Here is a 17,090-nt window from a genome sequence, read left to right on the forward strand (position 1 = left end):
CGGAATCACATCAAGGGTGGTTGAAATATGACGGGCCTGTGGACGCTTGCACAGGCTGCCCCATTTTATCAGAGCACTTCAATATCAGACGATGAGACCCGAAAACACGACGGCCAGTCCCGCGCCAACCATTAACACCGTGGGGATGATCGTACGCGCGCCAATTAGCCCGTACGAGACAAGCGTCAGCCCAAATGCAAGCCGCAGCATGGCAATGAATGCAGCAACAGGTGCCTCAGCCAATCGAAGGATATCGGGGTTCGCGATCATACCCAGTGGAATGATATACAAGCCAACACCCAGCGCCATGGCGGTCATCGCGACTTTGAGCCAGTTTTCCCCGACCATCCCCGCTGCAATAAACACCGCACCACAGACCGGAGGCGTGATTGTGGATAACAAGGCAAACCAGAACACAAACAGATGGGCCTGTAACGGTTCCAGCCCCAGTTGCATGAGTGCAGGACCTGCAACCGAGACACAGATGACATAGGCGGCGGTCGTTGGTACTTCCATACCAAGGATCAGACAGGCCAATGCAGTCAGAAGCAGAGAGGGCCAAAGCAATCCGTTAGAGCCCTCAAGGATCAGCGATGTGATCTTGACCCCTAACCCCGTGATCGACAACACGCCGATGATGATGGACGCACATAGAATGATCGCTGCAATCATTGACACCTGTTTGGCAGCGTTCAACACAGCGCTGGTGAAACGGTCGATGATTTGGGCACGGTCGCTTTTTAGATCAGCATTGATGAATAACAATAGCGCGCCAGCTAAAATGGCTAATGTGGCGGAGTATTCAGGCGTAAACTTTGCGCCAAACATAGCCCAAAGCAGGACGCAGAAGGGTACAAGGAAGAACAGCGAAGTTATAATCACATCGCGACGTGCGGGTTGATCTGCAGCATCTACCCCGTTCAAGTCAAAGCGGCGGGCATAAGCATTAATGCCAACCCAAACCGCAAGGAAATAGAGAAACGCAGGCAGGATCGCGGCCGCCATGATCGATGTGTAGGGCACGCCTGTTAGCTCAACCATTACAAAGGCGCCTGCGCCCATCAGCGGCGGCATGATTTGTCCGCCTGAGGAGGCTACGGCCTCGACCGCGGCTGAAAGGCGCTTGGGATATCCAAGCTTTGTCATCGCGGGAAGGGTGATCGCACCCGTAGAGGCGACATTGGCTGACGCCGAGCCTGAGATCGAGCCGAAAAGTGCGGAAGATATAACCGATACTTTGGCGGCCCCGCCTTTGAGCCGACCGGCAGCAGCCGCCGCGACATTCATAAATCCCTGTCCGGCTTCTCCCGCGTTCAGGACTGCTCCGAAGATCACAAAGATTGCCACCACACCGACCGACACCCCCGTGAGCGAGCCCCAAATGCCGCCTTCAGCAATGGTGAGTGTACCCAAAAAACTGTTGAGAGGTGTGCCAGAATGCCCGAACTGGCCTGGAATATATTGACCATAAAGCCCGTAGAGTAACGCTGCTCCCGCAACCAGCGGCAAGGGCCAGCCGATGGCGCGGCGGGCAGTTTCTAGTGTGACGCCCAGCAAAGTGAACGCAATCGCTTTTTGAAAATTTCCCTCAAGAAACCCGTATTGATCACCCAGCATATCGTGATTGAGCGCAATCCAAAGCGATGCTCCAACGCCTAGCAGGGCCAGCACTGTACCGCTGATCAGACCTGCACGGCTGGTCGCCCCCAACACCAGAACAAAGGGGAGGATGAAGGCCATATGCACAGGGCGGCTGACCAGATTGGGTACAAGCCCGGAAAAGATCAGCACAATATGATAGCTCACCAAACCAGTGGCCAGAAGCAGCCAGAACGCAGAGGTTAGACGGGCCGAGAAGGATGTGTTCATTAAAGTACTCTGTGCAAAGATAGGGAAGCAGGCCGGTAACATGATCCGGCCTGCCGTAGCGTGTATCTATTATTTCTGGTCGTCGCTCAGAGCAATACCAGCCTCGGTGTAATAGCGCACAGCGCCGGGATGAATTTGACCTTTGATTGTGCGCAGCAACGCCTGATCAACACCATTCCACCACGGTGAGTTACCACCCAGCTTTGCTTTGCTGTCCCAGAATGTCTTGGTCAGCTGATAGGCCGTTTCATCATCCATTGCGGTGGTTGTATACGCGACAACGGGAAGTGAAGTTGTGACGATGTCAGTATCCTGATCGGAATAAGTGCCAGCAGGAATTGTTAACTTGGTGCGTTTGGTTTGCGCAATTTGTTCATCGCTTAGGGATAGAATTTTGACCGACGTAGAGGCTGCCGCTTCGATCACGTTCGGCGCGGGCCACGAACCTGCTGTGACAAAACCATCAATTTGGCCGTTCTTTAGGGCCGCAACCGCATTAGAAATTTCTGCATCAGCAACCTTTACTTTGTCGGTCAGGCCAAACAATTTCAGATACTTCTCACCTTCTGTGGCGCCGAATGATCCTTTGCCAAGCAGGATGGTTTTACCCTCAAGTTGGGCCAGTTCCGTGACGCCGCTGTCGGCGGACATAACAAAATGCATGGTCAGGGACGGGATCGGGAACAGCGCACGTATTTCGTCGAATGCTGGATCGCCCTTGTTCTCGAACATGGCTTTGCCTTGCTGTGCAAGACCGACCAATGCGGGAGGTGTGGTAAAGACGTAATCGCCTCCACGTGCTTTGGCTTCCATGACGTTCTGCACAGAACCTTGGCTTTCCTCGATTGTGACAATGACATCGCCATTGGTGCCAGTTTTCATGGCTTCGGCCAACTCGACGCCCATCTGGTAATAAGAAGAGCCGGCTTTGGCCGACTTGTAAGTGATCCGCGTTTCTGCGGATACCGCTGTTGTCATGGCTGCTGTAACGGCGAGCGCTGTCGCTGCTGTTTTCAGAATTGTAATCATTTTAGATTCTCCCTCAGGATAGTGTGGTAACAAATAAACCGTGACGTGTCTGGCCGTTTTCTACAAGATTGATTGGGTTCTGGCATGCCGCAAAGAAAGCTGCACTGCGCCCCTGTCCATAGCGTGAACGCAAGCCGTGATGAATAGCTATTGAAAATAGGTCCTTAAGTTCCGAGGAACTAGAACCAGAAGCTTCACCTAAGCAATATATACCACCGTGTGGAGGACATGGTATTCATAGACATGGCGGGCATGGCAGCGGGGCCAATCGTGGCACAGTGGTTTGCCTTTCTGCCCTCTATATCATGGGCCACGAGCCTAGTTCAAACCTGGCAACCACAGGATAATTTGTGGGAAAGCAACCATAAGCGTCACAACAACAGCATCCGCCACCAAAAACCATATGACCCCACGGAAGATCACGCCCAAGGAAATAGATCGGTCCACGACACCTTTTATGACAAAGACGTTGAGCCCGACAGGTGGCGTGATCATACCAATTTCAAGGAATTTTGCCACGAAGACACCAAACCAGACCAATGAAATCCCTGCCTCTCCCACCACGGGCAGAAGGACGGGCAATGTAAGAAGCATTGCGCCAATCGGATCAAGAAACATGCCAAGGATGATGTACACAAAGGCGATACCACAAATAAGCGCTAGTTCTGAGGCCCCAAATGCAAGGATGGTTTGGGTGATTAACTCGCCCGAACCCGATAATGCCAAAAACCGTGTGAGTAAATTTGCACCGATCGCAATTAAGAAAAGTGCGGCAGTTGTCACAATTGTTTCGTTTACCGATTGCCGCAGCTTGGCCAATGTCAGACCGCCGTTGATCCATGCAATGATGCAAGCCGCCAATGCACCAACTGCGCCTGCCTCTGTTGCGGTAAACAGATTTGAAAACATGCCGCCGATCACAACGATAAAGAGTGTGATAACAGGCCAGATGCCGCGCAAGTGCGAAAGACGCTCTGCCCAACTGGCGGGGTCTTCGCGCCTTGGGGCCAGCGACGGGTTAATGCGCACGCGAATGTAAATCATCAGCGAATAAACAAGGGCGGTTAGCACGCCTGCGCCAACGCCGCCCAAGAACAAATCACCAATTGGGACTTGTGCGAATATCCCAAAAAGGATCAACAAAATGGAGGGCGGGATGAGTGCGCCAAGAGTGCCTGCCGCGGCGATGGAGCCTGTTGCCAGACCCGGATCATATCCCGCTCGTGTCATTTCAGGGACTGCGATCCGCCCCATTGCCGCGGCACATGCCACTGATGATCCCGTCACGGCAGCAAAACCACCCGCCCCGAAAACCGATGCAATCGCCAGACCTCCGGGTAATGCGCCTAACCACGACCGCGCTGCCGAGAAAAGGGCGCGTGTCATGCCACCATGATAGCAAATATACCCCATGAGGAGAAACATGGGCACTGACGAGAGTGTCCACTTGGCAGCAAATTGGTAGGGCACACTGGTCAAAATTCCCCAAGCAGGGCGTGGTCCTAAAAGAACGTAAATACCTGTGAAACTGACCAAAATAAGGGAGAGCCCCACAGGCATGCGCAACAGCAGCATCACAACCAGAATGCCAAGCCCGATAAGCCCAATGATTTCAGGTGTCATTGTGTCGCCTCCGACGCGGTTTCAATAGGATCAGAAATGAGTTGCACCTGCGCTTGCTCAGACCCTGCAAGCCCTAAAAAGACACGCAGAAGGTAGATGAATGAAAGCATGGCAAAACCAAGCGGAAGCAAAAAGTATCCTTGCCATATGGGCATAGAGACGCCGTTTTCCACGGTCACGGATCCACTGCTAAACCGTCGCATGGCTTCGTCCCACATCGTCCAAGCCAGCCCTGCGCTGGTGACAGCGGATAATAGATGAATGACAATGCCTGTGATCCTTTGCCCCCATGCAGGCAGACGCCCGTAAATCAAATCCACAGAAATATGTCGGTCTTCTGCTTCGGCTAAAGCAAGCGGCAGGAAAGCGATTGCGACCATAAAGTAATTGGCAACAATGACAGAAACCAGCGGAACGCGGATATCAAATGCCTTTCCGGTGAATGCGTCGATCGAAACAATCAGCATCATTGCGATGACGGCAAAGGCTGCAACTCCGCCTGCAAGACGGCTCAGCAGTATATTCAGGCGAATTAGAGCAGACATTTAACTGACCTTCATGGGGCTGGAATGAACGGTGGCCCGCCCGTAATCAAAGAGGCGGACCAGCAATAGCTTAACCTAGAGAGGCAGGGTCAATTTTGGAGAAAACCTCACGCAGATATAGTTCTCCGACGGCTTTCGGGTCACTTACATCAACGGTTTTCACCAGTTCTTCCCATTTTGCGACCAATGCCTGAAAACGTTCTGCCTGCTCGGGAGCGTCGGAAATATTATAAGTGTCGCGGTTCAAAGTGACGACGTTTTCCATATCGCTTGAACGGAATGCTTCTGACTTTTCTTTCACATCGGCATCCGGTTCCAGCATCTCAACACCATGCGGCGCGGAATCTGCGATGATGTCCTTGGCTTGTCTTACGCTATCGACTGTCGCGATGGCATGACCAAAGGCCGCGCCATCGATCATTGCGCGTTTGGCTTTATCGCTGAGCGTGCCCCAAGTCATCTGGCTGACGTTGAACATCGAATTACCAATGAAAACGGCAACGGGCTGGTTCAGCGCGTAATCTGCAACTTCACCAGTAGACAAAAGGTCTAGTGTTTCGAGCGTGTGGACGTTGCCATCAATATGGCCTTGGCTCATGCTTTCATAGATATCGGTTGATCCAAGGCTGACAGCGGTGGCGCCCATCGCATCAAGCCAGCGGCCAAAAGGTCCGAAGCCGCGGATTTTTTTGCCCTGAAAGTCAGCCAGCGATTTGATTGGTGTCTGGCTGTACATATAGTAAGGGCCGGTGACCGTATTGCCGAGGAAGATTTGCCCAGCATCGTTGAATTCAGCAAGGCAGGAGGCACAGGTGAGCATAAATTCATTTGCGGCGCCTGCCATAGCGACAGGATCAACACCTGCTGTGCCCATATCGCTCAGCAAGTTCGCATAGGGTAATTCGGCGCGGTGATAGGCCGGAACAACAAATCCGCTATCTGCGATGCCATCGCGCAGGCCGGTGAAGGTTTCGGTGAAGTTCAGGAGTGATCCAGCGTAAACTTTAACATCTGTCTCGCCGTCTGTTTTTTCTTTGATGTAGTCGGCCCATGCGTTGGTCCCATCCATCAGCCCGCCATCACCTGCTGCGCCAATAGCGTGACGCAGAGTCTCGGCCTGTGCTGCGGGTGCCAGTGTAAACGCCGTGATAGCGGCCAGTGTTGTCAGCTTAAGTAACTTCATGTGATCCTCCCAGATACGATAGTGTGATTAGGGGAATTCCCCTGTGTGTTCAGGCCAGTTGACCTGCGCCGCTCCACGCGGGTGGCTAAAGCAGTGCAGTCAATTCGTCCTTCTTGACCTTTCCGGTCGCTGTCATCGGAAGGCTGTCCACCAGCCTGATTTCGGGTACTTTAAACGAGGCCATTTGATCGCGGCACCATGCACGCAAGGTCTCTGCATCAAGAGGTGGGTCTTGATCCAGCGCCAGTTGGACAAAGGCCACGGGTACTTCGCCTTTGGCGGCGTCTTGTCTGCCGATAACCCCTGAACCTACAACAGAAGGGTGGCGGCCCAGTAGCATTTCGATTTCAGCTGGAAATACGGGCATGCCATTGACCTTGAGCATTTCTTTGCGCCGCCCCAGATAGTGAACATAGCCTTGTTCGTTCACCATCCCTATGTCACCCGTATGCAGCCAGCCTGCGCGAATAGCGTGGGCCGTTTCATCTGGTTTGTTCCAGTATGATTTGAGCACCGAAGGCGAGCGCACGCAAATTTCGCCAGATTTCCCCAGCGGCTTCAAAGCACCCGTTTCAAAATCACGGATGATGATATCCGTTCCCGTCACGGGAAGCCCTGCAAACACGGGTTGCTGCTGCAAGTCATAATCATCGCCCTGCATACCCAACGTGAAGGTGTCACAGGTGTTTGTTTCTGTCATGCCATAGGACGCTTCGACCATGGTGCTGCCTGTCAGGGCGCGCCATTCCTGCCTAAATCCTGAACCCAGCTTTTTGACAAAAGAGCAAACCGAGGTGCCGTTAAGCGAGGAGAGGTCATATTCGGCAACCGCTTCGTGGCGCATGACTTCCACTGCGTTATCAACCAATAGCGTGACCGCAGAGGCGCGGTACTCTGCGACGGCGGCCATCCAGCCGATAGCGTCCCAGCGGTGCAGCATGCAAATGGAGGCCCCCGTGTATACAGGGGCAAGCAGGCCCAAATCTTCGCCCGCGATCCAGAACATAGGGAAGAAGTTTACAATAACATCGTCAGGCCCGATATCTCCCATCGCCGCCCCGCAATAGGCAGCAACAGTATAGAGCATGTCGCCATGCGTATGCACGCAGCCCTTTGGCATTCCGGTTGTTCCGCCAGTGTAGTTTAGGGCGGCCACCGCATCCAGATCGATGCAATCAGGCCCTTGAAAGGCATCGGCGCTATCAATCTCGGTAAGAAGCCGTGCAATATTGGGCGCATTCGGCGCACTGCCCATGCCAGCGGGGAGGGGGATTGCATTGGTGTTGCCAATCATTTCGGCAGCCCCTGTCGCAAAGAGAGTTTTGACAGGGCTGTCAGACAAGACTTGCGCAACAAGCCCCGCCAAATCATCTTGAAACACCAGTGTTTCCGCACCGCTGTCGTTGAGCTGATAGGTGAGTTCGATGGCTTTGAACATCGGGTTCACGGGGACCAAAATAGCACCCAGTTTCATGATGCCCCAAAAGCAGATCGTGAATTGCGGGCAATTGCCCATCATGACACCCACGCGGTCCCCCGCACTGACCCCGCTCTTTTGGAGCAGGCCTGCAAATTTGTCGGATAAGGCGTCAACCTCGGCCCAGCTTAGCGTGTTTCCGTAAAAGTGAACCATTGCATCATCGGGCCGTTCTTTTGCTTCGGCACGTATGTATTGGCTCAGCGGGACTTTGCCTTTGCGATAGGTAATCTCGCGCGGCACACCTGCGGGCCAACTGGCGGCTTGCAAGCGGCGCAATTCGCTTACGTGATCGTCTAGCTCTTGCGTTTGTGTCATGACCTTATCCTCCCAAACATCAGTCGATGGTTCTTTTAGCCGTGGGTGTTCATTCGCATTCCCTTGGCAATCCAGCCCCGCGTTTCTGCCGGATCAATCACGGCATCAATCTCGTGGGTCGATGCAACGTTCATTGCACCGCCGCGCACATAAAGCTCGTCAACCAAACGGTTATAAAGCGCTTCTCTGGCGTCTGGGTCCGTTTCGGCCTCAAGCTCTTTGCGGTACCCGAGCTGAACAGCGCCTTCCAATCCCATTGGCCCGAACTCGCCCGTTGGCCAAGCTATGGCAAAGGTGGGTTCGCCTAGGCTGCCAGCGGCCATGGCTTGTGCACCGATGCCATATGCTTTTCGCAAACAGACAAAAAACATCGGCGCTGTCAGGGTGGCCCCTGCTGCGATCAGGTCGCAGGCTGCACGTACCGAGCCTTCTTCCTCGCTTGCTGGACCAACCATGAACCCAGGCGTGTCACACAGCGAAAGCACTGGAAGTTTGAACCTGCTACACAGGGTCAGGAACCTTGCGCCTTTGGCTGATGCTTGGGCATCCAATGCCCCACCAAGGTGCTGGGGGTTGTTGGCGATCACACCCATAGGGCGGCCCTCAATACGCATGAACCCTGTGATCATCCCCTGCGCATGTTGCGCGCCGAGTTCCATAAAACTGTCGATATCTGCCAGACCTTCAATCACAGGGCGAACAAGATAGGTTTTCTTGCGATTTTCTGGAATGACGTGACGCAACAGTCGTTGATCTGATGCTTGCCAGTCTTGGGAATTTCCTTGGAAATAAGACAAGACTTTGCGTGTCGCGCTGATGGCTTCATCATCATCTTCTGCAAGATAATCCAACAGGCCGTTTTTCGCGTGCATCGGGGCAGGGCCGATTTCTTTGGGGTGGAAACTGCCGATGCCACCCGCTTCGATCATCGCTGGGCCAGCAAGGCCAATCCAGCTGTTGCGCGTGGCGATGCGTATGTCGCCCGCCCCAAAGAGGGCTGCGTTACCCGCAAAGCAATATCCAGAGTTCACCGTGATTTTCGGGCCCCAACCCTGTAGCCGAGCATACTCGGCAAAGGTCGTGACTTTTAGGCCAGATTGCACTGTCAGCGCAAAATCATCATCGTTGGGGCGTCCACCGCCGCCTTCCGTGAAGAATACAGTCGCCAACCCCTGATCACGGGCGACTTCCAGCATCCTGTCGGTTTTCAAATGGCCGAAGTATCCCTGCGTGCCTGCCATGACCGTGGAATCATAAGCCATGAGCGCGACCTGAGAGGTTTTTTCTGGGAATTGGCCGGCATTGATTGACCCTACGCCTGTTACGATCCCGTCTGCGGGCGATATGTCGATCAGGGCATCCAGACCCAATTTACGCCGCTGCCCTGCCAAAACAAGTTGGCCGTATTCATGGAAATCTCCATCAACGCATAGGGCGTCAATGATTTCACGCGTTGTACGCTGATCACGGCTACGGCGACGCGTTACCGCCTTGGGGCGAGATTCATCCAGCGTTCGGGAGATGCGGTTTTGAAGCGCGCCCAGATCGGGGCGAATGTGGTCTGGGGCTGGCGTCACATCTTGGGTTTCGACTTCACCCAATGTGTCATCAGGCGTGAAAGCTAGAACAGGCGCACCCGGCGCAACAGTTTCACCCGCAAGCACAAACAGATCAACAACAACACCCCCTGCCTCGGCGACAAGGGTGTGCTGCATTTTCATCGCTTCGATCAGCGCAATTTCCTGCCCCTTGGCAATCGTATCTCCGACCGAGACATAGATTTTCTGAATCATCGCCTGCATCGGCGCACGAAGTGCTTCGGTCCCTTGCGGTAGCGCAACTTCGCCTTCTGCGGTTTCTTTAGCGTTCGAAAAGAAGCGGTCATCGCTGTTCTGAGTGAGCACCAGATCATGCATTTGCGTATCAAGTGTGCGTACGTCGACACTCCAATCCGCAATGGCTGGGAACTTTAAAAGGCTACGCAAAAATCCGATGTTCGTTTCTACGCCGTCAATCTGGAATTCCGAAAGCGCTCTTTCTGCCTTGGCAAACAAGCGGGCCAAATCGCCAGATTTTTCATGGATGACCAATTTGGCCAGCATGGGATCAAAGTTGGGGTTGGTGCTGTACCCTGGATAAGCGTAACCGTCGATCCGCACGCCGGGGCCAGTTGGCGCGTTATAACTGCCCAATCGCCCACCCGTCGGCGTGAAGGTTCCGTCTTGGTCCAGCCGTTCAGTGTTGATCCGTGTTTGTACGCTGTATCCAATAGGCGCTGGCGGCGGGCCGCTCAGGCCCACATCAGCAAGGGATGCGCCTGAAGCGATTGCCAGTTGGATTTCGACCAGATCAAGGCCGGTGATTTCCTCGGTGATTGTATGTTCAACCTGAATGCGTGGGTTGGTTTCGATAAAGTGGAAGGCGCCATTGGCCTCAACCAAAAATTCAACAGTTCCGAGGCCACGATATTGGCAGGCCCGTCCAATTGCGATGGACGCCTCCAGCAATGCTGTGCGGGTGTCTTCGTTCAGATGGGGGGCAGGGGCCAGTTCAATCACTTTTTGGTGGCGGCGCTGGACAGAGCAGTCACGCTCCCACAGGTGGGTCACATGGGTGCCATCGCCGATGATCTGCACTTCGATATGCCGCACGGATTCCAGAAACCGCTCTGCATATAATGCGCCGTCACCAAAGGCGGATTGGGCTTCGGCAGTCGCCTGCGCAAATGCTGTTTCTGCATCCTCGGCACTGCGCACGATGCGCATACCGCGCCCGCCGCCGCCATTGACGGCCTTTATCATCAGCGCTGCGCCTTGCTGTGCGTCGAAAAAGGCCAACACATCAGCAACTGAGGTAAGTGGTTTTGACCCGCGAAGGACGGGAACGCCTGCTGTCTCTGCCAGTGCGCGGGCTGACACTTTGTCGCCCTGCATGCGCAGGGTTTCGGCGGTCGGCCCTACAAAGGTGATCCCCGCATCTGAACAGGCCTGCGCAAAATCTGCGCGCTCACTTAGAAACCCATAGCCAGGGTGGACAGCATCACAGCCGGTTTCCTGCGCAATTGCGATCATCGCCTGGCCATCTAGATAACCCGACACGCCAGCACCCGGCAGTTTGCGCAACTCATCGGCATGTTTGGTGTGAAGGGATGTCGCGTCATCCGCTGTGTGGACTGCAACGGTTTGAATGCCCATAGCTGCGGCTGTGCGTGCCACTCGAATCGCGATCTCACCACGATTTGCAATCAGTAGTTTTTTGATCATCGGTAGCCCTCCCCTGCATCCCGTCTCACGCTTAGCGACCCATGATTGAATAACTTGTGGATATGCTTCTAACCGAGGGTCACTAAAGTACCCAAAGTTTATTCATAAATATTTTAATGTGTCAACTAACTTGTGCTCACTCTATTGACCTGCGGTAACCAACTGGGGATACTCAAAAGATGAAAGAACTCACTGGGTTTCCAACAAAAGAACAATTACGCGATATGAAGCGTCGTGAAATTGTGCGTTGCGCAGCCAAACGGTTCGGCCAAGATGGTTTTGAAAATGTTCCGCTAGAAGCAATCGCAACGGACCTTGGTGTGACCAAGGCTGCCTTGTACAATTACGTTTCAAGCAAAAACGACTTGCTTCTACAGTGCTATGAGGTCGGCATGGACCGACTTGTCGCTGCTGTTGAGGCAGCGAAAGATACGTCAGGTACCGCTGCGCAGCGTTTGAGTGCTGTATTGGAAGCCTATATCATGACGATGACGCAAAGTGACATGCAATACCTGTGGAGCTACACACGCCCGATGGTCATGTATGGCGATAAACGTGTTGTGCAGGCCATTCGGGACAAGTTGGACTATGCCGTACGTGACTTGCTGATCGAAGGCATGAAGGACCAGTCATTCCGCCCTGATATTGATCCTAAGCTTGCCAGCCTTGTGATACTTGGGGCGGTGAATTGGGTTGGTATCTGGTATCGGCCAGACGGGCCTAAACGGGCTGATGAGTTGGCTCAAAAAATTGCACGAGAAGCGCTATATGGGTATCTGTTTAAGCCTTGAAGGCACTGAGGCGCGTGTCTTTTAAATGTGCTGTACATAGCATTTAGATGGAAATCGCAAATGAGGTGAATATTAGGTTGTCGCTTGATCTGCCGGTAAATGTTCGCTTTTCTTAAAGTTTATGCACATCTGTGACGTCTCTATTCGGTGCTCCATGGTTGTCCGCTATCAAGCTTAACCAACAGGTGGTCAACGAAGCGACGTATCTTTAGCGGCATCGGATTGGCGGGCGGCCAAAGCGCAACGATTGGTAGGTTGCGGGTTTTGTACTTGGGCAAAATGCGTTCCAAATTGCCTGCGGCAATCGCAGGCGCGGCGATGAAGCCGGGCAAGATTGCGAGGCCTGCACCATTGATAGCCATGTCGCGCATGGCCTCGCCGTTGTTCAGCGTTATACGGCTGTGCAATGTTGGCGGAACGTGTTTTTCAAACTCCCAGAGCTGTGCATTCGACATGTGATGATAGCCAATGACCTGATGGTTTCTCAGGTCTGCGATATCGGAGGGGCGTCCGTATTTGGCTAGATAGGCGGGGCTGGCACATGGGATTGCTTCGTCTTCGCAGAGCTTGCGCTGCATCAGGGCCGTGTCGCGCAGATGGCCGATGCGAATGGCGATGTCAAAACCTTCACGCTGCAAATCTCTGGCGCGGTCATCATAATCAATACGCAGATCAAGATCGGGGTGTTGAGCCGCAAATTCAGCGATGATTGGTGATAAATAGAGCGTTCCAAAGCTCATCGGTGCTGCTATCGACAGTGTTCCGCGCAGGGTATCTTCGCCTGTGCTGCCCCAAGCCGCACTTTCTGCTGCGGAAGTGAGCCCTGCGAGGGCAGGGCGCAACCTCGCGTCAAGCCGCAAAGCCGCCTCGGTCGGTGTAATACGGCCTGCATTACGACGAAACAGCGCTGCGCCGAGTGTGGCCTCTAGATCGGAAATGCGCTTGCTGATGACGGATTTAGACAAATTCATCCGCGCCGCTGCCGACGTGATGGTGCCAAGCTCCATAACGGCAAGAAAAGTTTCGATTTCGTCTAATGTGTATCGCATGACTCAAGCTTAACACGCGTCTTGCTGTTCGCAATGACAGAACACGGCATTCGTTTGTGTTCCGCTAGCAAGAAGCGGCAAAGCCGCCAATATGTAAGGCAAAGAAAGGAGGCCATTATGGACCTTACAGGAATTCATCACCTCACTGCGATCACAGCGGATGCGCCAACGAACAAGCGGTTCTATACGGAGACGTTAGGCCTGCGGCTGGTCAAAAAAACCGTCAATCAGGATGACACCTCGGCCTATCATCTGTTCTATGCAGATGGATTGGCAACACCCGGCACTGATCTAACATTCTTTGATTGGCCAACACCCCCAGAGCGCCGCGGCACGCATTCGATCAGTCGCACTGGACTGCGTGTTGCTGAAGACAGCATGGAATTTTGGGCAGGCCGTCTGGCGGATGAGGGCCTGACACACGGTGATATAGCCGCGCTAGACGGTCGTGCGACGCTCGACTTTGAAGACCCAGAAGGGCAGCGGTTTCGGCTGACGGCCGATGACGGGGGTATCATGCATCCTTGGGAACGCAGCACAGTGCCTGCCGCACATCAGATCAAAGGGCTAGGGCCGATCACAATCTCGGTGCCAACACTTGCACCGACGCAAACGGTGTTGACGGACGTGCTGAACATGCGACAAGTGCGCGATTATGCTAGCCCTGACGATGTAGGGCATGTGCATGTTTTCGAAATGGGGACAGGCGGTGCAGCGGCAGAATTACACGTTGCAATCCAGCCAGATTTACCCGTTGCCCGACAGGGCGCAGGTGCGGTGCATCATGTTGCCTTCCGCACGCCGGATTTGGTCTCTATCAGGTCGTGGTTCCAACGTTTGGACGGGTTCCGCATTCCCAACTCGGCCGAAGTTGAGCGGTATTACTTCCGCAGTCTCTACTTCCGTGAGCCGGGCGGCAACCTGTTCGAGATTGCCACAGACGGACCGGGGTTTGCTGTCGATGAACCGATGGAGAGCTTGGGCGAAAGCCTAGCCTTGCCGCCATTCCTAGAGGATCGACGTGCGCAGATTGAAGCTGGGTTAAAGCCATTGGATTAACAAAACGGATCGGCGGGGTCTTCCGCCGATCCAACCATTTGGGGATTTTTTGTCCAAATCTCGAAAACAGAACAGATAGTATGGAAAAAATCAGGACCAATATGGCGCATGATAAATTGATTGATTTCTCAGTTGGCAACCCCAATGAGGCACAGCGCCCTGCGACGCCGCTCGAACTTATGTTTGACTTGAAAGCCAATTGGCCGCTTCGCTTGCGTCGTTAGGCGTCAACTCATGTCCTGACGGCAATGTTCGACTGTCCAACTTCGCCCCACCGTTTCGGAGAGCCTTTTCCAACGCAGGCGCCATACGCCCGAAAGGATCGATTTCACCGTTCAGCATTAACAGACTTGTGCCCGCAAGATCAGCTTTAGGCGCGGTCTCTAACGCTTGAACAGAACGTAACAGGATTGCGCGCCTCACCACATGAGGATGCAATTGCATGATCGCCCCCAGCAGGTTGGCGCCGTTGGAATATCCGAGAAAGCTGATCATATCTTTATCAAGACCATAACCCGTGACGACCATCCCCATAAATGCGACAAATGCCTCAGCTTCAGAACGGATATCTGCCTGATCATAAGTCACAGTGTCAATGCGGCGAAACCATCGGTTAATTCCTTCCTCGGTTGATCGGCCTCGCACCCCTAGAAGGGTGGCATGCGGGTTAATGCGGTGTGCCAATGGCATCAGATCGGCCTCGTTGCCACCAGTTCCATGGAGTAAAACAAGTGTGCTGCCATCAGGATTTTTAGGATGGTAAAAGCGGTGGATGAAGGGGAGATCACGCATAGGGAACCTTTCTTCGCCCGGTAGGGAGAATTGCGGTAAGATCAATTTCAGGTCTTGGGCGCGCACCCTATCTTGCGGGGGGACAAACAGAGTTTCTCCCAAGTGCTCAAGCGGTTCATCCACCCCAAAGCCGGGGCCATCGGTGGCGTATTCGATCAGCGTTCCAGCAGGTTCGCGGACATAGAGCGACAGGAAATACTTACGGTCATGCACATTTGTGGCACCCTCAACGTCTTTTAAGGCCAATCGCATGTCGCGTACCGCTTCAGCATTTGGTGCGCGAAAGGCCACATGATCAAGGATACCCGCGCCTGCGATACTCGGGACGAAGCCTGAAACATCCCGTACATCGACAAAATCGCGGCTTGATGCCAACCGCTGAATAGAGCCCTCAGTTTCACGCAAAATATAACCGAACCGTTTTATGAATGCTGCGGTTTCATCTGCATTCTCCGACAGGATCGTCACACTATGAAGGCGCGTTGGTGCAGTCGAACCTGACAAGGGTGCAGTGGCGGGGAGGTCCGCACCGACCAGCTTAACAATCAGCCCATCAGGGTCTTTTAACCGCAGAACAGTCTCTCCAAATTCGCGTTTTGGCCCCTCGACGGAAACCTGAGCATCCATCGCGCGCGTCAACCAGTCGCCAATACTGGCGGGTGGCACCGCAAAGGCGATTTCCGAGACCTGACCTTGCCCAACCCGACCGCGCCCTCCGTTTTCCCACATTAGAAAACTAACGATAGAACCCGCAGAGCCTGCTGCATCCCCATAAAACAGATGCAGTTGCTCGGCATCCTCAAAGCCACCGGTTTGTTTGACAAGACGCAGACCCAGAAAACTGACGTAGAAATCTACATTGGCTTGAACGCTGGCGGTGATGCCTGTGACGTGATGAATACCTGTGGTCATGGTGGCCTCCTATATCTCTGCGCGGATACCAAGATAGAGACGCGCAGCTTGCGCCCAAAGAGGGGATTTGCGAACACCGTGTTCGCCATGAAAGAACCGCTTTTGATTTACAGCCTTGGATATGATGCGCCACTATGAATGTAACTTCAAAGGAGATTGTCATGAGTTGGAACCCCACGCTGGAACCCGGCTGCCCCGATGAGATCGGTGTAGATTCAATCGAAACACTGATCATTCCACGTGCACGCGATCTTGGCGGATTCGAGGTCAAACGTGCGTTGCCTGCACCCAAACGGCAAATGGTTGGACCTTTCATTTTCTTCGATCAGGCGGGGCCTGCGGAGTTCCTGACGGGGCAGGGCATCGACGTGCGCCCGCATCCCCATATCGGGCTTGGCACCGTGACCTATCTTTACCGAGGCGATTTTCACCATCGCGACAGCATCGGCACCGACCAAATCATCCGCCCCGGCGCGCTGAACTGGATGGTGGCGGGCAAAGGTGTGACGCATTCGGAGCGCACATCAGAAGAAGGCCGCCGCGGGCCGAGCTCACTGTTTGGTATACAGACGTGGCTCGCCTTGCCGGAAGACCGCGAAGATATGGACCCCATCTTCGAACACCACGGTAAAGAGGCTTTGCCCGAGATCGAAGCAGAAGGCATCAAAGCCAAGTTGATCCTTGGCACGGCTTATGGTGAAACCGCCCCCGCAACCCTGTTCTCGGAAACCTTCTATCTTGATGTTATGCTGGAACCCGGTGCGCGGATGCCATTGCCGGACGATCACGAAGACCGTGGTCTCTATATCACGCAAGGTTCAGTCACAATTGCAGGGCAAGAGTTTGAAGCGGGTCGGATGATGGTGTTTCGCCCCGGCGATAAGATTACCGTTGCTGCGGGCCCGCAAGGTGCGCGCATGATGGCGCTTGGCGGCGCAACGCTTAACGGACCACGTCATGTCTGGTGGAATTTTGTTGCATCAAGCAAAGACAGGATTGAGGCGGCCAAAGAAGAATGGCGCGCAGGCCTTTGGGGTAAGGGACGCTTTGACCTGCCGGTTGATGATCGCGAGGAGTTCATTCCGCTACCGGACTAAAAGGTAAATCAGAAAAGCCTTCGGAGTGTGTTTATCCAACACTCCGGGGTATCGCCTGACGATTAGGTAGTGATGGGGGAGGG

General features: G+C 53.9%; 12 protein-coding genes. 3 read left to right on the forward strand and 9 right to left on the reverse strand.

Features of this window, described 5'->3' with window-relative positions; translation table 11 throughout:
* Positions 1-84: 84 nt before the first annotated feature.
* The 7 genes from GGR95_RS12265 to GGR95_RS12295 form a co-directional block, all read right to left on the reverse strand.
* Complete coding sequence (locus GGR95_RS12265) at positions 85-1,869, reverse strand: TRAP transporter permease (RefSeq protein WP_184566235.1); 1,785 nt, start codon at positions 1,867-1,869, stop codon at positions 85-87.
* Positions 1,870-1,938: 69 nt separating this feature from the next.
* Positions 1,939-2,898 (reverse strand): TAXI family TRAP transporter solute-binding subunit, encoded by a 960-nt coding sequence (locus GGR95_RS12270; RefSeq protein ID WP_184566236.1) that lies wholly within the window; start codon positions 2,896-2,898, stop codon positions 1,939-1,941.
* A 318-nt stretch (positions 2,899-3,216) separates the two neighbouring features.
* On the reverse strand, positions 3,217-4,521 hold the full coding sequence (locus GGR95_RS12275; RefSeq protein ID WP_184566237.1) for a TRAP transporter large permease: 1,305 nt from the start codon (positions 4,519-4,521) through the stop codon (positions 3,217-3,219).
* Positions 4,518-5,066, reverse strand: coding sequence for a TRAP transporter small permease (locus tag GGR95_RS12280; RefSeq protein WP_184566238.1), 549 nt, complete (start codon positions 5,064-5,066; stop codon positions 4,518-4,520). The genes GGR95_RS12275 and GGR95_RS12280 overlap by 4 nt, the downstream gene beginning before the upstream one ends.
* Positions 5,067-5,136: 70 nt before the next feature.
* Entirely contained in the window at positions 5,137-6,249 is a 1,113-nt protein-coding gene (locus GGR95_RS12285) for a C4-dicarboxylate TRAP transporter substrate-binding protein (RefSeq protein WP_184566239.1), read from the reverse strand.
* 85 nt (positions 6,250-6,334) lie between these two features.
* Entirely contained in the window at positions 6,335-8,044 is a 1,710-nt protein-coding gene (locus GGR95_RS12290) for an AMP-binding protein (RefSeq protein WP_184566240.1), read from the reverse strand.
* Positions 8,045-8,079: 35 nt separating this feature from the next.
* Positions 8,080-11,307 (reverse strand): carboxyl transferase domain-containing protein, encoded by a 3,228-nt coding sequence (locus GGR95_RS12295; protein WP_184566241.1) that lies wholly within the window; start codon positions 11,305-11,307, stop codon positions 8,080-8,082.
* Positions 11,308-11,486: 179 nt separating this feature from the next.
* Between GGR95_RS12295 and GGR95_RS12300 the strand changes: the two genes are divergently transcribed.
* Entirely contained in the window at positions 11,487-12,098 is a 612-nt protein-coding gene (locus GGR95_RS12300) for a TetR/AcrR family transcriptional regulator (protein ID WP_184566242.1), read from the forward strand.
* A gap of 140 nt (positions 12,099-12,238) precedes the next feature.
* Here GGR95_RS12300 and GGR95_RS12305 read toward each other — a convergent pair whose 3' ends face one another.
* Positions 12,239-13,147: a LysR family transcriptional regulator gene (locus GGR95_RS12305; RefSeq protein WP_184566244.1), complete on the reverse strand. Its 909-nt coding sequence runs from the start codon at positions 13,145-13,147 to the stop codon at positions 12,239-12,241.
* A 117-nt stretch (positions 13,148-13,264) separates the two neighbouring features.
* Between GGR95_RS12305 and GGR95_RS12310 the strand changes: the two genes are divergently transcribed.
* Positions 13,265-14,206: a ring-cleaving dioxygenase gene (locus GGR95_RS12310; protein ID WP_184566246.1), complete on the forward strand. Its 942-nt coding sequence runs from the start codon at positions 13,265-13,267 to the stop codon at positions 14,204-14,206.
* A gap of 177 nt (positions 14,207-14,383) precedes the next feature.
* Here the strand turns inward: GGR95_RS12310 and GGR95_RS12315 are convergent, their stop codons facing one another.
* Positions 14,384-15,910, reverse strand: coding sequence for a VOC family protein (locus tag GGR95_RS12315; protein WP_184566248.1), 1,527 nt, complete (start codon positions 15,908-15,910; stop codon positions 14,384-14,386).
* 161 nt (positions 15,911-16,071) lie between these two features.
* Here GGR95_RS12315 and GGR95_RS12320 point away from each other — a divergent pair, with 161 nt between their 5' ends.
* Entirely contained in the window at positions 16,072-17,007 is a 936-nt protein-coding gene (locus GGR95_RS12320) for a pirin family protein (RefSeq protein ID WP_184566250.1), read from the forward strand.
* The last annotated feature ends 83 nt before the right edge of the window (positions 17,008-17,090 follow it).

This window comes from Sulfitobacter undariae (assembly GCF_014196805.1).
Lineage (GTDB): Bacteria > Pseudomonadota > Alphaproteobacteria > Rhodobacterales > Rhodobacteraceae > Sulfitobacter > Sulfitobacter undariae.

Coding starts and splice junctions, on each gene's coding strand:
- GGR95_RS12265 (WP_184566235.1), bottom strand. CDS start 1,869: ATGAACACATCCTTCTCGGCCCGTCTAACCTCTGCGTTCTGGCTGCTT.
- GGR95_RS12270 (WP_184566236.1), bottom strand. CDS start 2,898: ATGATTACAATTCTGAAAACAGCAGCGACAGCGCTCGCCGTTACAGCA.
- GGR95_RS12275 (WP_184566237.1), bottom strand. CDS start 4,521: ATGACACCTGAAATCATTGGGCTTATCGGGCTTGGCATTCTGGTTGTG.
- GGR95_RS12280 (WP_184566238.1), bottom strand. CDS start 5,066: ATGTCTGCTCTAATTCGCCTGAATATACTGCTGAGCCGTCTTGCAGGC.
- GGR95_RS12285 (WP_184566239.1), bottom strand. CDS start 6,249: ATGAAGTTACTTAAGCTGACAACACTGGCCGCTATCACGGCGTTTACA.
- GGR95_RS12290 (WP_184566240.1), bottom strand. CDS start 8,044: ATGACACAAACGCAAGAGCTAGACGATCACGTAAGCGAATTGCGCCGC.
- GGR95_RS12295 (WP_184566241.1), bottom strand. CDS start 11,307: ATGATCAAAAAACTACTGATTGCAAATCGTGGTGAGATCGCGATTCGA.
- GGR95_RS12300 (WP_184566242.1), top strand. CDS start 11,487: ATGAAAGAACTCACTGGGTTTCCAACAAAAGAACAATTACGCGATATG.
- GGR95_RS12305 (WP_184566244.1), bottom strand. CDS start 13,147: ATGCGATACACATTAGACGAAATCGAAACTTTTCTTGCCGTTATGGAG.
- GGR95_RS12310 (WP_184566246.1), top strand. CDS start 13,265: ATGGACCTTACAGGAATTCATCACCTCACTGCGATCACAGCGGATGCG.
- GGR95_RS12315 (WP_184566248.1), bottom strand. CDS start 15,910: ATGACCACAGGTATTCATCACGTCACAGGCATCACCGCCAGCGTTCAA.
- GGR95_RS12320 (WP_184566250.1), top strand. CDS start 16,072: ATGAGTTGGAACCCCACGCTGGAACCCGGCTGCCCCGATGAGATCGGT.